Source organism: Pseudomonas sp. UBA3149 (genome assembly GCF_002364655.1).
In the GTDB taxonomy this organism is placed as follows: Bacteria; Pseudomonadota; Gammaproteobacteria; order Pseudomonadales; family Pseudomonadaceae; genus Chryseomonas; species Chryseomonas luteola.
On record NZ_DEYV01000015.1, the window covers coordinates 24,302 to 44,173 of the forward strand.

At 52.6% G+C, this 19,872-nt stretch carries 18 protein-coding genes and 1 pseudogene; 7 read left to right on the top strand and 12 right to left on the bottom strand.

The features are described 5' to 3' along the window. The first annotated feature begins 120 nt into the window (after positions 1–120). Positions 121–2,151, top strand: a complete 2,031-nt coding sequence (locus B3729_RS11990) for a hybrid sensor histidine kinase/response regulator (protein ID WP_286788006.1) — start codon at positions 121–123, stop codon at positions 2,149–2,151. Positions 2,152–2,260: 109 nt separating this feature from the next. Here the strand turns inward: B3729_RS11990 and B3729_RS11995 are convergent, their stop codons facing one another. From B3729_RS11995 to B3729_RS12010, 4 genes and pseudogenes are all read right to left on the bottom strand, one after another. Beyond that, positions 2,261–3,283 (bottom strand): chemotaxis protein CheB, encoded by a 1,023-nt coding sequence (locus tag B3729_RS11995; RefSeq protein WP_286788007.1) that lies wholly within the window; start codon positions 3,281–3,283, stop codon positions 2,261–2,263. Between the two features lie 345 nt (positions 3,284–3,628). After that, a pseudogene (locus B3729_RS12000) lies at positions 3,629–3,778 on the bottom strand (general stress protein); the annotation flags it as partial. A gap of 346 nt (positions 3,779–4,124) precedes the next feature. Next, positions 4,125–4,646 (bottom strand): cysteine hydrolase family protein, encoded by a 522-nt coding sequence (locus tag B3729_RS12005; RefSeq protein ID WP_286788008.1) that lies wholly within the window; start codon positions 4,644–4,646, stop codon positions 4,125–4,127. Positions 4,647–4,923: 277 nt separating this feature from the next. Beyond that, on the bottom strand, positions 4,924–5,349 hold the full coding sequence (locus B3729_RS12010) for a GNAT family N-acetyltransferase (protein WP_286788009.1): 426 nt from the start codon (positions 5,347–5,349) through the stop codon (positions 4,924–4,926). 449 nt (positions 5,350–5,798) lie between these two features. Between B3729_RS12010 and B3729_RS12015 the strand changes: the two genes are divergently transcribed. The 3 genes from B3729_RS12015 (at position 5,799) to B3729_RS12025 (ending at position 8,605) form a co-directional block, all read left to right on the top strand. Next, positions 5,799–6,431, top strand: coding sequence for a TetR/AcrR family transcriptional regulator (locus B3729_RS12015; protein ID WP_286788010.1), 633 nt, complete (start codon positions 5,799–5,801; stop codon positions 6,429–6,431). A gap of 45 nt (positions 6,432–6,476) precedes the next feature. After that, complete coding sequence (locus B3729_RS12020; protein WP_286788011.1) at positions 6,477–7,460, top strand: MDR family oxidoreductase; 984 nt, start codon at positions 6,477–6,479, stop codon at positions 7,458–7,460. A 161-nt stretch (positions 7,461–7,621) separates the two neighbouring features. Continuing rightward, complete coding sequence (locus B3729_RS12025) at positions 7,622–8,605, top strand: DMT family transporter (protein ID WP_286788012.1); 984 nt, start codon at positions 7,622–7,624, stop codon at positions 8,603–8,605. 401 nt (positions 8,606–9,006) lie between these two features. Here the strand turns inward: B3729_RS12025 and B3729_RS12030 are convergent, their stop codons facing one another. After that, positions 9,007–9,945 carry a LysR family transcriptional regulator gene (locus B3729_RS12030; protein ID WP_414704025.1) on the bottom strand — a complete coding sequence of 313 codons (939 nt, stop codon included), beginning with the start codon at positions 9,943–9,945 and terminating at the stop codon, positions 9,007–9,009. A 111-nt stretch (positions 9,946–10,056) separates the two neighbouring features. Here B3729_RS12030 and B3729_RS12040 point away from each other — a divergent pair, with 111 nt between their 5' ends. Continuing rightward, positions 10,057–10,797 carry a sulfite exporter TauE/SafE family protein gene (locus B3729_RS12040; RefSeq protein WP_286788014.1) on the top strand — a complete coding sequence of 247 codons (741 nt, stop codon included), beginning with the start codon at positions 10,057–10,059 and terminating at the stop codon, positions 10,795–10,797. A gap of 236 nt (positions 10,798–11,033) precedes the next feature. On the opposite strand, the gene B3729_RS12045 is transcribed toward B3729_RS12040, so the two are convergent. Together B3729_RS12045 and B3729_RS12050 are read right to left on the bottom strand one after the other, a co-directional pair. Beyond that, the gene (locus B3729_RS12045) at positions 11,034–11,423 is read right to left on the bottom strand and encodes a response regulator (protein ID WP_286788015.1); all 390 of its coding nucleotides are present in this window, start codon (positions 11,421–11,423) and stop codon (positions 11,034–11,036) included. 110 nt (positions 11,424–11,533) lie between these two features. Continuing rightward, on the bottom strand, positions 11,534–12,418 hold the full coding sequence (locus B3729_RS12050) for an AraC family transcriptional regulator (RefSeq protein WP_286788016.1): 885 nt from the start codon (positions 12,416–12,418) through the stop codon (positions 11,534–11,536). 134 nt (positions 12,419–12,552) lie between these two features. Here B3729_RS12050 and B3729_RS12055 point away from each other — a divergent pair, with 134 nt between their 5' ends. Together B3729_RS12055 and B3729_RS12060 are read left to right on the top strand one after the other, a co-directional pair. Next, on the top strand, positions 12,553–13,464 hold the full coding sequence (locus tag B3729_RS12055; protein WP_197873272.1) for a DMT family transporter: 912 nt from the start codon (positions 12,553–12,555) through the stop codon (positions 13,462–13,464). Positions 13,465–13,616: 152 nt separating this feature from the next. Next, on the top strand, positions 13,617–14,069 hold the full coding sequence (locus tag B3729_RS12060; RefSeq protein WP_286788017.1) for an Hsp20 family protein: 453 nt from the start codon (positions 13,617–13,619) through the stop codon (positions 14,067–14,069). 95 nt (positions 14,070–14,164) lie between these two features. On the opposite strand, the gene B3729_RS12065 is transcribed toward B3729_RS12060, so the two are convergent. The 5 genes from B3729_RS12065 to msrA form a co-directional block, all read right to left on the bottom strand. After that, positions 14,165–15,523, bottom strand: coding sequence for an MFS transporter (locus tag B3729_RS12065; protein ID WP_019366131.1), 1,359 nt, complete (start codon positions 15,521–15,523; stop codon positions 14,165–14,167). 318 nt (positions 15,524–15,841) lie between these two features. After that, positions 15,842–16,882, bottom strand: coding sequence for a LacI family DNA-binding transcriptional regulator (locus tag B3729_RS12070; protein WP_286788018.1), 1,041 nt, complete (start codon positions 16,880–16,882; stop codon positions 15,842–15,844). A gap of 257 nt (positions 16,883–17,139) precedes the next feature. Further along, positions 17,140–17,385: a peptide chain release factor-like protein gene (locus tag B3729_RS12075; protein WP_286788019.1), complete on the bottom strand. Its 246-nt coding sequence runs from the start codon at positions 17,383–17,385 to the stop codon at positions 17,140–17,142. 366 nt (positions 17,386–17,751) lie between these two features. Further along, a complete protein-coding gene (locus B3729_RS12080; RefSeq protein ID WP_286788020.1) occupies positions 17,752–18,888 on the bottom strand; it encodes an RNA ligase RtcB family protein in 1,137 nt (378 codons plus the stop codon). A 231-nt stretch (positions 18,889–19,119) separates the two neighbouring features. Next, entirely contained in the window at positions 19,120–19,665 is a 546-nt protein-coding gene (gene msrA / locus B3729_RS12085; protein ID WP_286788021.1) for a peptide-methionine (S)-S-oxide reductase MsrA, read from the bottom strand. Positions 19,666–19,872: the final 207 nt, after the last annotated feature.

Below are 19,872 nucleotides of genomic sequence, written 5' to 3' on the forward strand. Positions count from 1 at the left end.
GATAGTTAAAGGCCTGACAAGCAACGTTCTAAAGGTCAGCCAAGTAAACCGGGTTGATTAATGCAATGCCTAAATCCAGGCGCATTACTTGGCTCATCTCTGACACAAGTGCGAGTCTTGATGAAACAAGAGCTAAATTTTCAGACATTATTCGAAGCGCTTCCGCACCTTGTACTGGTCCTGTCTACAGGTCCGGAATTCATCATGCTGGCTGCTAACGAAGGGCGGCTTAGAGGAACCAATACGCGGCGTGAGGACTGCATAGGACGATCGATATTCGAGGTGTTTGGAAAGAATCCGGACGAGCGAACAGAGTTTGGTGCAGGCGTATTACGCGCCTCGCTAGAGCGTGTGGTACAGACCCGAGCGCCTGATCGCATGGCAATCACCAAGTATGATATTCCTCGGCCAGCAGCGCAGGGTGGGGGCTTTGAAGTACGCTACTGGAGTCCGCTTAATACGCCTGTGCTGGATGAAAAGGGCGAGGTCATCTACATCATCCATCAGACCGAAGATGTGACAGAGCAGGTTGTCGAACAACAACGCTCCAATTCAAACCTCAAGGTTGTTGATGAGCGTTTTCGTGCTGCCCTGCTGGCATCTGAAGCCGGTATCTTTGACTGGTATATCGATGAAGACAGGCTCTACTTTGATAGCGCGCTGCAACAGCTGTTTAAACTGCCGGATACCCTTACCCATAATGCTGTAGAGCGCTTTCTCGGCTATGTACATCCAGAGGACCAGGCGCAGGTACGCCGATCCTTTGCTCAATGTCTGCAAGGTAGCAATTTTACAGTTGAGTTTCGGCTACAGCGTAACCAGGACGAAAGATGGCTGGTCTGTAAAGGTAATGTTTTCAGGGATGCCGCAGGCAATCCATCGTATGTAACAGGTACTTGCGTGGATATCAGTGCTCGAAAGCACGCTGAGAACGCCTTGCGTGAGCTCAATGAAACACTGGAAGCGCGTGTTGCCTCCGAGGTAGCCGAGCGTACCCGTGTGGAAGAAACACTCCATCAGGCCCAAAAAATGGAAGCAGTGGGGCAACTCGCCGGCGGTATTGCCCATGACTTCAATAATCTGCTCACAGGGATCATTGGTAGCCTGGAGCTGATGCAACGGCGCCACAGTGCCGGCAGTTCGAAGGATGATGAGCGCTATATAAACGCTGCCGTAACTTCGGCCCAACGGGCGGCAGCGCTCACTCAGCGCCTTCTGGCTTTTTCTCGGCGTCAGACACTGGATCTTAAGGCGATTGACGTTAACCAGCTGGTAGCCTCGTTAGAGGATCTGCTTAACCGTACGACTGGGGAAAATATCAAGGTTGTAACAGCGCTAAGCGCAGGTCTTCCTCTGGCCTGCATGGATGCCAATCAACTCGAGAGCGCCCTGATTAACCTTGTGATTAATGCACGGGATGCTATGCCGCACGGCGGCACTATCACCATTTCGACTGCCGCTTTCGACGTAGAGAGTGACCAGGAGGCCAGATGGGCTGAGCTCAAGGAGGGCCAATACATACAGTTGACGGTAACGGATACCGGTATGGGAATGGCGCCTGATGTGTTAGCTAAGGTCTTCGAGCCCTTTTACACCACCAAACCTATCGGTCAAGGGACAGGGCTAGGGTTGTCCATGGTGTATGGCTATTTGAAACAGGCCAAAGGGTCTGTTCAGATTCTCTCTGAGCCTGGAAATGGAACCAGTGTTTACCTGTATATGCCTTGCCATAAAGGTGACGCAAATACGTTGCCAGCAGAGAAAAACAGGGTGGCACCGTTAGGAAGTGGTGAAATCGTACTGGTCGTTGAAGATGAGGCAGTGGTTCGCTCGCTCATCGTAGAGGTACTAGATGAGTTAGGCTATCGGGCGCTTCAAGCGGCAGATGCTCAAGAGGCTATCCCTCTTTTAGAAAGCGATCAGCGCATTGATCTGATGATTTCTGATGTAGGGCTACCAGGCATGAATGGACGTCAGCTTGCTGACTTTGCCCGTCTAAGCCGAGCGAACCTGAAGGTTCTCTTTGCGACTGGCTATGCGGAAGGCTCCAATGTGAGCGGTTATCTTGCACCCAACATGGAAATTATTACCAAGCCTTTTGCAATCGAAGCACTTGCCAGCAAAATCAAGGAAATTTTGAAGGCCTCATAAGCTGACACTGACCAAAAGATGGTTTGGCACGTTCTACATCGCTGCCCATAACGTTAAGCAGGCTGTGGCTCTTAGGCGACCAGCTCTATACAGAGTCGTTTTGCTATCTTTACCCCATCTGGTCATGGCCGAAAAAGCCTGAGTCCAGTACCAGCTCACGTAGCGGCTGTAGCCGCTTCTCCGATTCGTCTGCCTGATAGCGGCACTGCGCAGCCTCATCGTGCGAGCCTGCGCGGTCTGCAAGCTCGGCCATTTGCTTGAGCAGGACGATGCGTTCTTCAACCGCACGCAAGGTGTCCCAGAGCCCGTTATCAATGGCCTCGTTAACCTCAGCAATGAGTGTTTTCATCGAAAAGGCGTGTCCGGTATGACATCGAAACCTGATAATAGAACCTTCTTCGATCTGTACCAGGACGCCATGACACTCGGGACAAGTATATTTTGATACTGCACCTAGGGACATTACACCCGCTTCGAGGCCGTTGCCCTTGAGTTCAATCAGCTTCTCAATCACGTGTCCTTCCCTGGCGGGACGGGCATGCTGCCTATCTATCTGCGTGCCCACAGCCCTAACTATCTGCTGAGCCAGTGCCTCGATAGGGCCTATGAAATCAACCTTCACATGCTTTATGGCGCTTTCAGGCATTGATTCGTGCATCGCCTCGGATGGATCCTGTACCAAAGCCAAGCCCTCTCTGTCTTTAATCGCCCAGAGACCTGCGGTTCCATCGTCAAGCGCCCCTGTAAGAATGACACCGATTACACGTGCACCATGACTGACCGCGGCTGAGCGAAAAAGAACGTCTATCGCTGGGCGTACCCGGCATTCCTTCGGGCCTCGGGTAACACGTAGCCCTTCTTCTTCAAGCATCAGGTGACGATCTGACGTAGCCACATAGACGCTCCCAGCTTCGAGCGGCTGACTGTCATCGGCAGGCACAACCCGCATCTGTGTCACGCGAGAAAGAACCTCGGGTAGCACGCTGGGTGCATAAGCGGGTATATGAAGAACTACCAGGAACGCGGCAGGAAGGACAGGAGGAAGACTCTGGAATAGCGTGGTCAATGCCTGGACCCCTCCAGCGGAGGCCCCAATCACTACGATGTTACGTATATCGGCATCCAATTTCATCGGCCTTATTCCTTGCTGGGACATAAGGGTTAGGACCAGAGAGTTAGTCTGCCGTGCGCAACAACCTAAGCCTTGCTCATTTTACGAACGCTCAACTCAGCGAGCATGCACATCGGATTTCGGCCAAATAGCTCAAATACAAGCCCAGCCTCTTCTTCCATCTCAGATCCTGATAACGGCTTGCGAGACAGCATGAGCAAATTCCTGCCGGAAAAAAGCGAGAGCAAAAGGCTTTAAAGGCATTTAAGCGGTAAGACTAAGAAAGGCAGGCTTTATTGAGCCGAGAGCAGGGGATGGATAGATTCATAACAGAACGGGAGCTTATGCCCCCGCTCATGTCATCTCTTACTGACGACCGCCGCCATGGCTATGCTCGCCACCTTTCTTGCCCGCTTCAGAGGCTTTCTCGCGATCATTGGCAAAGTTGCCACCGCTGTTTTGACCGCCTTTCTTGCCTGCTTCAGAGGCTTTCTCACGATCGTTAGCGAAGTTACCTGGATTGTCGTTTTTAGCTGTCATGTCTTTCTCCACAATGGTTAGGACTTGCCTGGCTGATCGGAACAATCACCCTTCAAGAGATCGGAAGGGAAAAGGCTGTACGGAGTTCCTTAAAAGTTGGGTATACCCCTTTTATAGGATAAGCGGTAAGTAACAGATTCTAGAAAGCACGCCGAGGCACATCAGAGTACGCGGTCCTATCAGCCTCGCTTAAGAGGTATTACCGTAAATGCAGCTCAGCCAAGTGTGCAGCCTCAGAGGTATACCCCAATGACGACAGGCACTGGAGCATTGCAGCGAGCCGTATAAACCCACTGCGACCCTATCCAAATGGACAGATTGCTTATTTGAGCTCGCATTCTGCGGCTTTCATGACCTGGCAAAAGGCACCCACGAGTGTCGCGTTATGATAGTCAATAATAGCGTTAGCGCTCATCACTGGCGTATCTGAGCAGGTATGTCCATCCTCTATAAGGATAGCCTCGAATCCTAAGTCCCGTGCTGCGCGGCAGGTACTGTCGATACAGTACTGAGTCTTCATGCCCGCAATTACAACAGTATCAACGCCTTTTGATCGGAGCTGTTCGGCCAGATTGGTAAAAGCAAACGCATTGGGTCTGGTTTTATCGAAAATAATTTCGGAGCCTTCAAGAGCCAGTCCATTTACCAATTGAGTGAAAGGACTACCCGGCTCAATCGGACTACCAGCAGGGCCTGTATGCCTCGCAAGGAAAACGGGAGAGCCCGCTTTTTGAGCTCGATAGATAAGGTCATTTAGAGTGGAAAGTAGACGATCGCCAAGCCAGGGTTTGTCTGGACCTTGAAACAGGCCTACCTGCATATCGAGGATCAAGAGTGCGTGCATGGATTATTTCCTTACGTTGGCCAGTGACGTAAGGACAAATAAAAAGCCCCTACCATCGCTGGCGGGGCCTTTGGATTCGCTCGCTATCTCTTGCTCACGACACCTTGCACGGCCCGCCTATAGCGGTCGTGGTGGTAGCGGTCGAGGTGAGCTGAGTTATATGCATGTCTTGAATATAGTGACAGCTGCAAATGTTAGCAATACCGACACTTTGCCATCAGCAAGGTTGGACAGAATCTTTATTCGGTGTGCTTGCTTCAAGGAAAAGATGAGCACGTTAGGACAATCTTTTTTGAAAAAAGAAGCGTGTATGTTCTGGTGGAAAACTATCAAGATGACCAAATTCAGTGAAACCATGTTTTTGGTAGAAGCCCGGTGCCTGAAAGTCAAAAGTATCGAGCCAGATTCCGACGCAACTTCTTTCACGCGCAACGTCTTCGGCCATGTCCACCAGGCGTGAACCTATGCCTTGGCCCCTTGTTTCCTCAGGTATAGCTAGCAACTCGATGAATAGCCAACGATAGTATATTTCCCCATAGAGCCCTCCAATGACTTCATTGGTGTCCTCATCGCGGACTAGTAGCGCGATTGACTCTGGTTTCGGATCACCCGCTTTAGAATGATTATGAGCCCGTAAGGGTTTAAGGATAGCCGAGCGCTCATTTTCTTTTGGGTTAATTGCAATCTCGATACGCGCACTCATGAGCTCATCCTTTCGATATTGACTGTGGTACCCATACATTAAGGCTTTAAAGCTTAAACAGATCGTACGAGGTCGGCCGTGTATTTTTGAGTGTAGCTGTGCAAGGGAAGTAGCCGTCTCGTGGCAATGGCCTATGTAACTGCCGCGCTGGCATAAAAGTATGTGTTCGGATCTAAAGAAGTTTGCTTTCTTTGAGACTGCTGACAACGTCAGCACAACGCTTTATCAGCGCCATGCTTATCGCCGCGCCCCCCGACGTTTTTACATGCCTAAGCCTCGGCCCCTATAGTCTTAGGTACATTCCTGATGAATAAAGTCAAAACGATACAGGTGCACGGATAGCCATAGCATGCAAAGCCGTTGAATAGGCGTCTGCCTCATTTCATAAGCGCAAATAACTTCCCAGTAGTCTAAATTGACTTTAAAGACGATCGGTCTAATATGGGAGTATGACTACCAGTACCTTACCGGCCCGCCGAGGTCGGCCACCTAAGATTCCCCGAGAGCACGCCGATACGCGTGACGCTTTGATCCATGCGGGTATGGAAATCTTTACCGAGCAAGGCTTTGCTACCACAGGCATCGACTTAGTCCTTAAACGAATACAGGTGCCTAAAGGCTCGTTTTATCATTATTTCGATAGCAAGGAAGCCTTTGGGCAGGCAGTGCTCAGGAGCTACGCAGCTTACTTCGCGCGTAAGCTTGACCGCTGGTTATTGGATGAAAGCGTTGATCCCATACAGCGGCTAAAGAACTTTGTAGAGGATGCCAAAGTCGGTATGGCCAGGTACGAGTTTCGACGAGGCTGTTTGGTTGGCAATCTTGGACAGGAAGTACTCGTCCTGCCGGATAGTTTTCGCTCCCAGCTAGAAGCGACCTTGCTTGATTGGCAACGGCGTTTAGCTGACTGCCTTCGTGAGGCAGCAAAGAGAGGACAGCTGCAGTCTGGATGTAATTGTGATGATTTGGCTGCTTACTTCTGGATTGGCTGGGAAGGCGCTGTGCTACGTGCACGACTGTCTCAGACGGTGTGGCCTCTCGACTGTTTTATTGAGGGTTTTCTGAATGGCATCAAAGCATAACTGCTGCTGCCTAATTAAAGACGACTGGTCTAAATAGGAGATATGATGTTTAAAGCAGTTCTTATCGACAAGAATGCATCAACCTATAACGCTCGGCTGGCTGACATGAGCGAAGACCAGCTTCCTGAAGGGGATGTAACGGTGCGTGTTTCCTATAGCACGCTGAACTTCAAGGACGGACTGGCTATAACAGGGAATAGCCCTGTCGTGCGCAAATTTCCCATGGTGCCTGGAATAGACTGTGCCGGGATCGTTGAGGAAAGTACCCATCCACGGTACAAGGCCGGAGACCGAGTGCTGCTCAATGGATGGGGCGTTGGTGAAAGCCATTGGGGTGGACTGGCTCAAAAGGCCAGCGTACAGGGTGATTGGCTGATCCCGCTACCGTCCGGGCTCGACGAACACCAGGCTATGGCAATCGGTACTGCCGGATACACTGCCATGCTTTGCCTAATGGCGCTGGAGCGACATGGAATCACACCTGATAAAGGAGACATCCTGGTAACAGGTGCTAATGGTGGCGTTGGTAGTTTCGCCGTTTCTCTGCTAGCTCGTAACGGTTATTCGGTCATTGCTGCCACAGGGAGACCCGAGGAGTCCGAGTACCTTAAAAAGCTTGGCGCCCAATCGGTTATCAACCGCAACGAACTGTCTGAGCCGGGCCGTCCGCTCTCCAAAGAGCGCTGGGCTGGAGCTATTGATTCAGTGGGTAGCCATACGCTTGCAAATGTCTGTGCTGCCACTCGGGCAGAAGGAGCGGTAGCCGCCTGTGGTCTAGCACAGGGTATGGACCTGCCCGCAACCGTAGCGCCTTTCATTCTTCGCGGGGTAAGCCTGCTAGGTATCAATAGCGTCACCCAGGTCTACGAGCGGCGTGTGGAGGCCTGGAACCGCCTGCAGACAGATCTCGATTTATCTATGCTGTCTGAAATAACACGCGAAATTACGCTAGGGGAGGCTATTACTGCGTCCACTGATTTGCTTCAGGGCAAGATACGCGGGCGGCTTGTCGTCAATGTGAATCGCTAGGAGGGCTTGGTGGATGTTACCTGTCTGGTGCCCAAGTGCTTGATGATGCATTTAGAGATCAACTATTGCTGAGCGCCACCGGCTCCATGTGTAGATCCACCTAAGCGTTGATAGCGGCCTTTAGATACATAAGCCAGTCATAATCTGGTTCAAGGATTTTAATGAAAGGGCTTACCTCTCGGCTCGTGACTGGGATCGCCTTTGCGATATTCGCGACCCTGTGTTGGGCACTGAATTTTATCGTTCCCTATATCACAGGGAGCTATACCATATTTGATTTCCTTGCCACTCGATTTCTGATCGTAGGGGTAATTGGCATTGTATTAATTGCTATCAACCGCGCCCATCTTTCCATGCTGTCATGGCCGTTGCGATACATGGCCGCCGGATTGGGTGCCATGGGCTATTTCGGTTACAGCACCCTTATTGCTTCAGGTGCTCAGTTTGGAGGTCCGGTTTTAACCCCTGCCTTTATTGGGATGGTCCCGGTATTACTGGCATTGTTAGGCAATGTGCACTCCAAAGTATTGGCATGGCGTCGACTGGCCCTGCCCTTGTGTGTTCTTGCCTTTGGGTTGCTGTTGATCAATCTGACCAGTCTTCAGCATCCACTGAACGAGAGCGTATCGGTGTCGACTGGAATTGCGTTTTCGGTTGCGGCAGTGATGCTCTGGCTAGTGTTTAGTTTTTTAAACCAAAACTCATTGGAAAAGATTTCTCCCGGCGCGACAGGCGTCTGGACTGGCCTCATGATGGCGGGAAGTGCATTGGCTCTATTAGTCCTAATGCCCTTGGCACAGGCCTTTGGTCTTTTTCACTTTCCTCACCAAGGATACGACTTTGCCAGTGCAGGTACCCTTTACGGCTGGGCCTTCCTGATTGGAGTTTTCTCTTCTTTACTTGGAGCCTGGGCATGGAACAGGGCCTGTCGTGATTTACCAATGGTGCTTTCAGGTCAGCTGATTGCCTTAGAGTCCTTGTTTGCAGCCGTGCTGGCTCTAGCATTTGAGCGCCGCTTACCGTCCTGGAATGAGGCATTAGGAATCATGACCGTGCTGATGGGAGCGGTGTTGGCAGTGCAGGTTATTTTCTCAGCAAAAGGGCAAAAAAAGGCCAGAATGCAGGATGAAAAGCCAAGCGCTTGAGGAGCAGTCCCTTGGTTTTCATACCCTCTGAATCTGCTGATTTTCATTTACTGGAAAGAACCTGTGAGGTTATGCCTGATGGCAGCACGAGATTTAAAAGGCCACTGTGGCTATCCTGAGAAGAATGCTAAGGCTAGAATGCTCTATAAGTAATCATTAAAGGTAACTTATGTGATGATTAGCATGAATTTTATAGTCCTAGCCTCCAACCGAGTAAGAAATTAAACGCGCCCCCGTCAGTTAGGCTCTAGCCTGTCAAAATAGACAGGACGCAGAGTCGTTGGATAAACACAAAGTAGCGCTGATTATAGTGCAGGAAACTTAGTCCCTGCTTTTTCGGGACGGTGGTCAGCTAGCCTATATACACGTTAATTAACTCATGCTTGTTGCTATGCAGACAGTTAACGCTCTGACTCATTCTCTGGGACGTCAAGGTCAGAGCGGGCCAGAATGTGCTTAGCCAGCTCGGCTGCGTATGGTGAGAGGGCATCAAAGCAGTAGGTACATAAATACAATAACCGGGTCGCCCAAGTATCTTGAAGTCTGACCATTGAGAGCCTCTTTCTCAGCTGACTCCGGCGATACGTTGCCTCAGGTACGATGGCTATTCCTATGCCCTGCGTTACCAGGCTGCATATAGCGTCCAAAGTAGCCACCCGCACCCGAAGAGCTAACCATTTGCCGGCTTGCTTTGCCTTTTCTTCCAGATGCTGTTGAAGAGCATTGGTAGAGGTCAGCCCCACAAAGGGCTCGGTGAGTAGCTCCTCAAACTGAATGACCTTTCTACCAACAAAAAATGGCGAATGCTTGGCAGCTATGACTACCAGACGATCCGTTCGAAACGGGCGAGATTCGAGTGCGTTAAACGCTGTGTGATCGGCAAGCAAGCCTAGCTCTGACTGGCGTCTGGTAAGCGATTCCACAATTTGATAGCTGGAACGCTCCTCTATATCCAAATCAAGCTGGGGATGCCGCAACAGAAAATGGCTCAGGAGGTCGGGCAAATGCTCTGTTAGCGCAGCGGTATTGCATAGCAGGCGAATTCGGCATCTTGATCCCGAGGCGTGATTGCCAAGCTCGCCGTTCATTACCTCCAGTTGGTGGAGGACAGCCTGAGCGTGATGGGCAAGGGTTCTGCCAGCCGGCGTAGGCACAGTGCCTCTCCGGTGGCGCTCAAGCAGAGCGGTTCCGAGCGTCTCTTCCATACCCTTTATGCGGGCGCTGGCTGAAGCGAGGGATAAATGACTCTTGCCGGCCCCTGCTGTAATGCTTTGCGTCTCGATGATATGTATGAAGAGCTTGAGATCAACAAGATCACATCTCATGGGGCGGGCTTCCATCGATGCTTATCTGGCTTCGTCCCAGCCTAACCCAGAATCAGGGAAATGCAGATTTTAAATGAGGCGCTGACGCTGCATGCTCATCAGATCACTCAACGGAAGGTATGACTAATGACTATCCTGTTTTGCAGTCTGGTCTTCCTGCTCGCCGGTATTATCAAAGGTGTTTTGGGAATGGGGCTACCAACGGTAGCCGTTGCCCTGCTTGCCCTGGTCATGACGCCTGGGGAAGCGTCAGCGCTGTTGTTGATCCCTTCGTTGGTTACCAACCTCTGGCAGTTGTACGGCGGGCCCGCATTAGGTCAACTGATCAGCCGGCTCTGGTTGATGATGGTAATGCTGTGCCTGGGAACACTACTGACCGTGCGCTGGCTGACTGAATCAGAAAACGTCTTCATACCTGCCATGCTGGGCCTGATATTGATAGTGTATGGCTGCATGGGGTTGTGCGCGTACCGCCTACCTACCGTATCGGAGAGCGGCGGTCTTGTTTCAGGCGCAGTGGGCCTTGTTACTGGTTTGATCACGGGAGCTACCAGCGTTTTTGTAGTCCCTGCCGTGCCGTATCTTCAAGCGATGAATCTTGGCAGGGAGCGACTGATTCAAGCGCTTGGGCTTTCCTTTACCGTTTCGACGTTGACGCTTGGCGCAGGCCTGTCATGGCAGGGCGCTGTGGTTATTGATGATGTCAAAACCTCTTTGCTTATGCTCCTACCTGCGCTTGCTGGCTTGCTTGCAGGGCAAAAACTACGTACCAGATTGAGTGAGACGCTTTTTCGAAGGCTCTTTTTCATCGGCCTGCTGTTACTGGGTATTTTCCTTTTCGTTCGGCCCTTTCTGAGGTATGAGTAGCAGACAGCTATATATGAGGACAGGAGGTTAGAAGGGTTCCTCTAGTACCTGCGCGGTAAGCTCAGTGCTGACCAAGCTAACAAAGCTATCTTAAGGCTAGCTAGGCAGAAGTTGCGTCACCCGAGAAGGGGAGGATCAAACATCCATAGCTACGATGAATGCCAGATAACAACAATATTTAGCAATGAAGAAGGCGTTACATTGATCAGAGAAAAACTGTAATCAAAAAGCGCTGTTTAGCGCCTCATCTCTTTGACTGCAGTGGCCAGTTGGTCGATTGTCCAGGGCTTGCGTAGAAAGGGCACATCCTTAGGTAGTTGTATTTCCAGACCGGTATAGCCAGACATCAAGACGATTGGAAGAAAGGGCCAGCGTTTTGAAACGATATGTGCCAGGTCGATGCCGTTGATATGCCCAGGCATTCTCACATTCGATACGACCACACTTACCAAAAGCGCTTTGTCCTCTAGAAAGCTCAGGGCCTCATCAGCTGTACCAAACGCTGCCACCTCAAAACCTTCGTTTTGTAACACGTCGATCATTAGCTCACGAAGCATGACCTCATCTTCCGCTACAAGCGCAATGGGGGCGTAACGCTGCGGTGTTTCAGCATTATGTGCATCCATTTGATGTGACCCAGTTGAGGTTTACTTAAAGCATAGCTTCTTTATGAGAGGCCACCTGCTAGAGCGGCTTTGAGATCAGTATTTGGGCAGGACGGCTGACCTCTAGCACTTCAACCTGTGCGTGAAAGGACGGTACGATATTGTCCCGGTGTTGCGCCATGTACCTGAGCAAACCGGCGACTCAGGTGACTGGCGCTGGAAAAGCCACAATCCAGCGTAATCTGAGCAAGCGGCAATGTAGTATTCACCAGCAGCTCTCGAGCCTTGGCTAATCGTCGTGCCAGTACATAACGATGAGGCGGCATACCGAATGAAAGCGTGAACATGCGGCTAAAGTGAAAGGTCGACAAGGCCGCTTCTTCAGCCAGTGTCGACAGCTCAAGCGGTTTATCCAGGTGGGTGTCAATATAGTCGCGGATGCGTCGTCTGACCGATGGTGAAAGGCCGCCGCGCCAGTGTACCTCCTGGCGCGGCCCGCACCCATTGAGCAGCAGATGGCTGACCGCTTCGTGCGCCAGGCTCGAGCACAGCAGGCACTCTCCAGGTTCCTGCCAGTCACTGCGTTCCAGCGCACGGCAGATGGCAACGAGTGCAGGATCCTCCATGTATGTGCGTTCCTGCAGATGGATCGCCCGGGGTTCCTTGTCCAGAACCCGGATGGTTTCCAGCATCAACTGCTCAGGGGTGACGTACAGATGCATGAAACCCAGCCCTTGCGTAACTGACCAGTCAGAGTCGTGTCCGGCTGGCAGAACACAGAATCGGTCAGGCGCCCCATAGTGGCCCGGCTGGTCGAGGCGAAACGTCTGCCAACCACCTTCCAGATAGAGCGACAAAGTGTGATGATCCGGGCTGCTGTAGCCCAGCACGTCGGCATCGCTACGATACCACTGCGCCAACGCCATGCCATTGCCCAGCGCAGTATGACGTAGACGGTGTGCATTGGAGGCCTGGTCTAAGGTACGAAACACTTGAAAGTCGTCGGCTTGCTGCATGATCACGTCTCCTGGTTTCACATCATAAGGCTTATGAGAGGCGCGAACCGCATGCCAGAATAAAAAGCGCAAGAATGTGCAACTCTTCAACGGACTTACTCACCACACTGGTTTCCTGACCGCTGGAGACCACCATGAACCTTACGCTTTATCTGTTGACTGTTCTGATCTGGGGCACCACCTGGATTGCCATCAAGTTTCAGATCGAATCCGTAGCCATTCCGCTTTCGATTGCCTATCGCTTCGCCCTTGCAGCGCTGGTCCTGTTTCTAATCCTGATACCGACCCGTCGCCTACAGCCATTGGATCAACGCGGCCAACTGTTCTGCATGGCTCAAGGTGTTTGCCTGTTCTGCCTGAACTTCATCTGCTTTTACTCGGCCAGCCAGTACATAGCCAGTGGGCTGATTGCCGTAGTGTTTTCAACCGCCACACTCTGGAACGCCCTCAACGCACGCCTGTGGTTCAAGCAAACCATCGCGGCTAACGTTTTGGCCGGGGGCGCATTGGGTTTGCTGGGGCTCGCCCTGTTGTTCTGGCCGGAACTGGGCAGCCACACGGCAAGCCATGAGACTTGGCTAGGGCTTGGGCTCTCCTTGTTAGGAACACTGTGCTTTTCAGCGGGCAACATGATTTCGAGTCTGCAACAGCGCGTGGGTATCCGCCCGTTGACGAGCAATGCCTGGGGCATGTTGTACGGCGCCTTGATTCTATTGGTGATCTGCCTTGTACAGGGGGTGCCTTTTACAGTCGACCTTAGTACACGCTACGTCAGTTCGCTGGTTTATTTGGCCGTTCCTGGCTCAGTGATCGGATTTACCGCCTACCTGACCCTGGTTGGCCGTCTGGGTGCTGAGCGGGCGGCCTATTGCACCGTCCTGTTTCCGGTGGTTGCCCTTAACATCTCGGCATGGATGGAAGGATACCAATGGACATGGCCTGCACTGTTTGGGCTAGCGCTGGTACTGCTGGGCAACATCTTGGTATTTCGCAAACCCAAGGGTAGCTCGACCTTGCTGAAACCTGCGACATCAATGGGGCGATAAAAAATAAGCAGTTGAAAAACAAAGGCTTACTGGGCTTTCCGTTCGTCGGCAGACCGCTTGAAAGTATTTTCACTATCCTTATGTTGGGTCATGCGGGATGCCGAAATCGGGTCCCGAGTTATCGAAACTTGCTGATCTTCAGGAGATTCATCATGACTGGTTTATCCCTTGCACCTTTGTTCCGTAGCACTGTTGGCTTTGATCGTTTCAATGATCTATTTGAGTCGGCGCTGCGTGATTCGGTACCAGGCTATCCGCCTTACAATGTCGAGAAGCACGGCGAAAACGACTATCGCATCGTGATTGCGGCAGCGGGCCTGCATGAAGACGATCTGGATATTCAGGTCGAGCGTGGTGTACTGACAATAAGTGCCGATCGGCGTGAGCACACCGCTGAAGGTGTGACCTACCTGCACCAAGGTATTGCCCTGCGTGCCTTCAGGCTGTCCTTCCGGCTCGATGAGCACATTGAGGTCAAAGGCGCCAGCCTAAGGAATGGCTTGCTCACTATTGATCTGGTTCGCCGGGTGCCGGAAGAAGCAAAGCCAAAGCGCATTACCATTGCCAGTGAAGCGCGTCCTGCGTTGAATGACGAAGCGGCATAAGTAACAAAGACAGCAAAGGGCGCCCAACGGCGCCCTTTGCCTGTATAGCGATCTGATTGGAGGACCGGCTGATGTATTAGCCAGTCCTTGTTGGATCAAGCCGAGGCGGGTGCAGGAACCGACGTATCCGCCAATTGCTTGCCATTCTCATCGCGCAGCTCGACACGCTGTATCTTGCCAACGATGAAAAGGTAGCTAAAGACTGCGACTAGCGCGTTGGCACCTACATACACCAACGCCCAGCGGAACGAGCCCGTTACTGCAATGATGTAGCCAATGATAATGGGCGTGGTAATAGAAGCGATGTTGCCAAACGTGTTGAAGAGACCGCCTGAAAGGCCTGCAATCTGCTTGGGTGACGTGTCCGATACAACCGCCCAGCCCAGTGCACCCAATCCCTTTCCGAAGAAAGCCAGCGTCATGAAGCCAACTACCATCCATTCGGCATCCACATAGTTACAGAACACCATTGAGGTGGATAGCAGTAGCCCACACACGATCGGCAGTTTACGGGAGAAGGTCAGTGTATTGCCGCGACGCAGCAGCCAGTCGGAAATGATGCCACCCAGTACACCCCCGATAAAACCGCAGATTGCTGGCAAAGAGGCAATGAAACCAGCCTTTAGGATGGTCATCCCACGCTCCTGGACAAGATAGACCGGGAACCAAGTCAGGAAGAAGTAGGTGATGGCATTGATGCAATACTGGCCAAGGTAAACACCCAGCATCATGCGATTGGTCAGCAGTTGGCTGATGTAGTGCCATTTGGGGCCGTTGTTGGTACCACGTGCCTGGTCCATATCGACCAGACCACCGTTCTTTTCGATGTGTGCAATTTCCGCCGCATTCGCCCGAGGATGATCCTTGGGGTTATAGATCGTTTTCATCCAGATGCCGGAGAAAATGATGCCCAATACACCCATGACAACAAACACATGTTCCCAGCCGAAGCTGTAAACAATCCAGCCCATCAGCGGTGCAAACAATGCCGTTGCGAAGTATTGTGCAGAGTTGAACACGGCCGAAGCGGTACCGCGCTCTGCAGTGGGGAACCAGGCTGCAACGATGCGGGCGTTACCCGGAAATGAAGGCGCTTCGGCAAATCCCACTAGAAAACGTAGAACGAACAGCGTAACCACGGCCCAGGCTACAGGCATCATGCCAACAAAGCCCTGAAGCAGAGTAAACAGTGACCAGATGAAAATACCCGTGGCGTAAACGCGTTTTGAACCGAAACGGTCAAGTAGCCAGCCTCCGGGGATCTGGCCCAGCACATAAGCCCAACCGAAGGCAGAGAAAATATAGCCGAGCGTGACGGCATCGATTCCCAAATCCTTTTGCATACTGGAGCCGCCAATCGAAATGGTGGCTCTATCCGCATAGTTGATCGTTGTTACCAGGAACAGCATCAGGAGAATCAGATAGCGGACCCGGGTTTGCCGTGTATCGCCCATAACGTTCACCTCGATATTTATTGTTGTCGATGATTAGCCTCACCCCATAGAGCGGTGTGGCAGAAAGGAAGCGAGCTGGAGCTATGCGCCTGAGTGGGTAACAGGCAATAAGCGAGAGGGAAGGGGGAACTGAGTACGCGGTTCGATATGTTTCACGGTTGTTGTCCTTTTTATAGTGATCAGATGGTGCTTTGTCTGATTGCGCAATCATTAAAGGCACTATCACACCAATCGGTTGTGTCTATTGATAACCGATCTTGATGTGATTGCGCAATCATTAAAGTGTAAGAGGCTGACGAATAGTCGCCTGCCGTTGAATCAGGTTGTGGAGCGTTCCACAATTGTGAACCCAGTATCCAGTTGTACCGGCTCGGTATGTTGGTCAGGATTTTGAAAGCGCGCCAGCAGAGCCTTCGCAATGAGCTTGCCCATTCGGGCACCATCAACATTCACAGTCGAGAGTGAAGGGTATACATGAGCCGCGCTGGATAGGTCGCCAAATCCTAGAACGGCCAGTTCTTCAGGCACCTTGATCCCCTGACTGGCCGCTTCTGCCAGAATGCCCTGGGCGACTGTATCGGAACTGCATACCACCACTTCAGGAAGCGAGCCACGCCCCTTGAGCTGGCGCAAACCTTCACGACCACTTAACAGCGTGGCAGGCGTTTGCATGATCTCGACAGGTACATCCGTAATGCCTAACGACGCCAGTTGGTCCAGTAGGGCACGTCCACGCTTTAGAGCTCGTATGTCGTCGACCGAAACCAGTCCAAACTGACGATACCCTTTGCCATAGAGATAATCGGCCATAGCGCGCCCAACGGCTTCATGGGAAAAGCCGATTTGCATGTCGATTGGCTCGGTGCCCAGCTCCCATGCTTCAACTACCGGAATAGATGAGCGTGACAGCCGGTCACGGCTCTCTTCGGTGTGAAGCGTACCTGTCAGTACGATTCCATCGGGCCGCCTACCGAGTACGGCTGCCAGAAGCTGCTCTTCCTGTTCGGGAGAGTAGCCGGTCAGACCTATCATCGTCTGGTAACCAGACGCTGTCAGCTGATCGATCAAGGCCTGTACCGTGTCGGCAAAAATGGAGTGTGCAATTGTCGGCAGGAAGATGGCGACCAGCCGACTTTTATTCGAAGCCAGGCCTCCCGCCAACATGTTGGGAACATATCCTGTGGCTTTGACGGCGGCTAAGACCTTTTCCCGAGCGGCCTCGCTTACGATCTCTGGGCGGTGGAGTGCTCGGGAAACCGTAATGGGTGAGACACCCGCCACCTTGGCAACATCGATCAAGGTCAGGGCGGGAGTACCAGAAGAGGGTCCGGAGGCGGTTTTCGATGATTTTCTTGCCATTACCTTTGAGGCCAACAATGAAGCAGAGCGCCATCTTAACGGTTTGCGCTTTTCTTGTATGCGTTCTCGCGTGTAATCAGAGCTATTGCTGAGCCGTTATCCTTCAGCAGCGCATCCCTCCGCGCTCTAACTGATAATGATGGGCCATTGTTCGGATGAGGCGAAATTCAGCCAAAGTCCGATATTCTGTTGCGGGCTAGCGTTTGATTTGAGGGTTCATACAAGAGCGGCAAGCTATACGCTTGCCGCTGAAGACCTCATTTTTCAGTAAAACGCATTCCGCGAAATGTACGAACCGGGTTACCGCGCTCAATATCATGGTGAAACAAGCGTCTATCCAGCCGCTGAGCTGCTTGGGCGTCCTCGGCGTACTGCGCAAGTTTTTGCTCAATCAATGCCATTGCCAAGCGCTTGTTGGCATGCTGGCTGCGCTCGCTTTGCACCTTGACCGAAAGCCCGCTCTGCACATGAGTAGCCCGAACGGCAGAGTCCGTCTTGTTCACGTGCTGACCGCCAGGCCCTGAGGCCCGCACGTACTCGAAGCGTATCGATCCCGGGGGGGGCTGACGCAGGCGGCATAAATACCCTGGCGCCAAAATACCAGTTCTTTCTGCCATGCTGGGGCCGGTAAGGACTTTGGCATATCCAGAGTAGACTGCCGTTCCATCGGCTGGCCAGTGGCTCGCTGCGCTCGCCTTCCAATACCAGAAGTGCAGAGCTAACGGTGCCGCGGTGCTCGCCATCCGTCTGTTCAATCACTGACAGCAGCACACCCTCGCGTTCGGCTTCTGTCTCCAGGAGACGAAGTGCCTTGGTTACTGCCAGCTCGCACTCAGCCGGGCCTTGAGCCGATGAGAGTTGCAGGAGTCTCACGGGCAGCACCCCCGTCGCTTGTAGGTCAGCACCGGTTTAAGCCGGGCTATGACCGTGACCAGTGAAGCACCTTGCAGGGTTTCGATGACGCTGTCGATGTCCTTGTACGCTTCTGGCGCTTCCTCATACATCAACGCCTTGTCCTCGCAGATTACCCGGCTGCCCAAGGACGTGCGCTTCAACTGATCGAACGAGAAGCGGTTGGATAACCGATCACGGCATTCTGTCCTGAGCCATTTTCTGCCAGCACCATGGGCAAGGGAAAATAGACTGACTTCCGAAGGAATCGGTTTGACCAGCCAGCTATAGGACCCACGAGAGCCCGGAATGATGACTGGTCCCGCGTCGGCCGGAGTGGCCCCTTTGCGATGCAGCCAGCCCTGCACACCGTCAAGGGTGGCTGAGGACACAAGATTGTGGTTGATATCCAGTACCTGACGGCCCTCCGCATGCAGATTCGCCAGGAGTCGTCTGGCGATGAGCTGGCGATTGGCCTCGGCATAGCGCAGACCTTGGTCGTGCAGTGCCAGATACTCGAGCCCTTCGGGCGACCTAGGGTCGAGACCAGCATGCCCAAACACCTCGACATGCCTACGCAAAACCGACTCGCCATAGCCGCGCGATCCGCTGTGCACAAGCAGAAGCAGGGTTTTTCGATCCAGCCCCAGTGAAGCGACCAGCGTTTCGTCATGAGCGGTATCGATGGCTTGAAGCTCGGCAAAGTGATTGCCGCCGCCAATCGTGCCCAGAGAGGCTTCATGGCCTGTCCTGGAAAGCGAAAAGGCCTTTACGTCTTCGGCCCAACTGCTGTCCAGTGGCCCGTCGATACTGCCCAGGCGCCGTTCGAGTTTGTCGAGGTTCAGCTTGCCAGCTCGGATATCAGTCTGCCAGAGCGCCATGCCGCAGCCGATATCATTTCCAACCAGGGCTGGGTAGATAACATTTTCAGAGAAGAACGCGGCGCCTACTGGGTAGCCACGGCCTGGGTGAAGGTCCGGCATGCCGGAGACCCGGACCATACCAGTCAATCTGGCAGTAGTTTCCAACTGCTGTATCGCAGTACCTTCGATCCAGAGATTATCGGATGCGATAAGGTTGACGCGTTCCGATAGAGTACGAATGCAATTGCCCATAACCAACTCCTGATGGGTAAACAATAATTCAGGGAAAGGCAGGCCGGAGCCGGGCAAAGCATGCGCTAAGTGCGCAGGAAAGCGTTTACGCCTGGCAGGACCTGCAAAGAGTGAAAGCGCGTCGCATGATCAGGCTCCTTGCAAGACAGAAAGAAAAACGGATAGTAGTGGCTTAGGTGCAGAAAATCCAGTGCAGAGAAGGTAGCCCCAAGAAGGGCTACCCCGGACAACTCAGCCCTCGATCGAGGTTTTGGACCGTTGGGCGAAGCTCTTGCGCAGCTTTTGAAGCTTGGGTGGGATTACCGCCATGCAGTACTGGTTGGCGCGCCCGCGCTCTTCCCAATAGTTCTGATGATATCCTTCTGCCGGATACCAAGGCCCCAGTGGCTCGATTGTGGTCACGATGGGCGCTGAGAGACCTTCCTGTGCACGTGCAATCGCCGCTCTGGCCTCGGCTTCCTGTTCGGGGTTTGCCGGGAACAGGGCAGTCCGATACTGCGTACCCATGTCGTTACCCTGTCGGTTGAGCTGGGTCGGGTCATGGGTTGCAAAGTGAATATCGAGCAACTCGCCATAGCTGATCACGTCAGGGTCGTAACCAATACGGATGGCTTCGGCATGATCGGTATTACCCTCACAGACCTGCTCATACGTAGGGTTGACCGTTTTGCCGCCGGTATAGCCACTCTCGACGGAAACGACTCCGATGACATCCTTGAATACTGCCTCTACGCACCAGAAGCAGCCTCCTGCAACGGTCATGTATTCGGTCGCCATAAAATTCTCCTAAAGCATGGTGTTGGGATGACTGGCTGATCAAACCTGTGCGGAACACGTAACAACCGGTTTGTGCTTACTCTACGCTATTTCGATCAGCGCTTCTGCGGCCAGAGGTTGCAAATATCGTTATGGGTCAAACGTTTGGCGAGTATACGTCTTGCTCTTGTAAGGGTTGATAAGTATGCCTGTAAGAAGGTGCTCTGC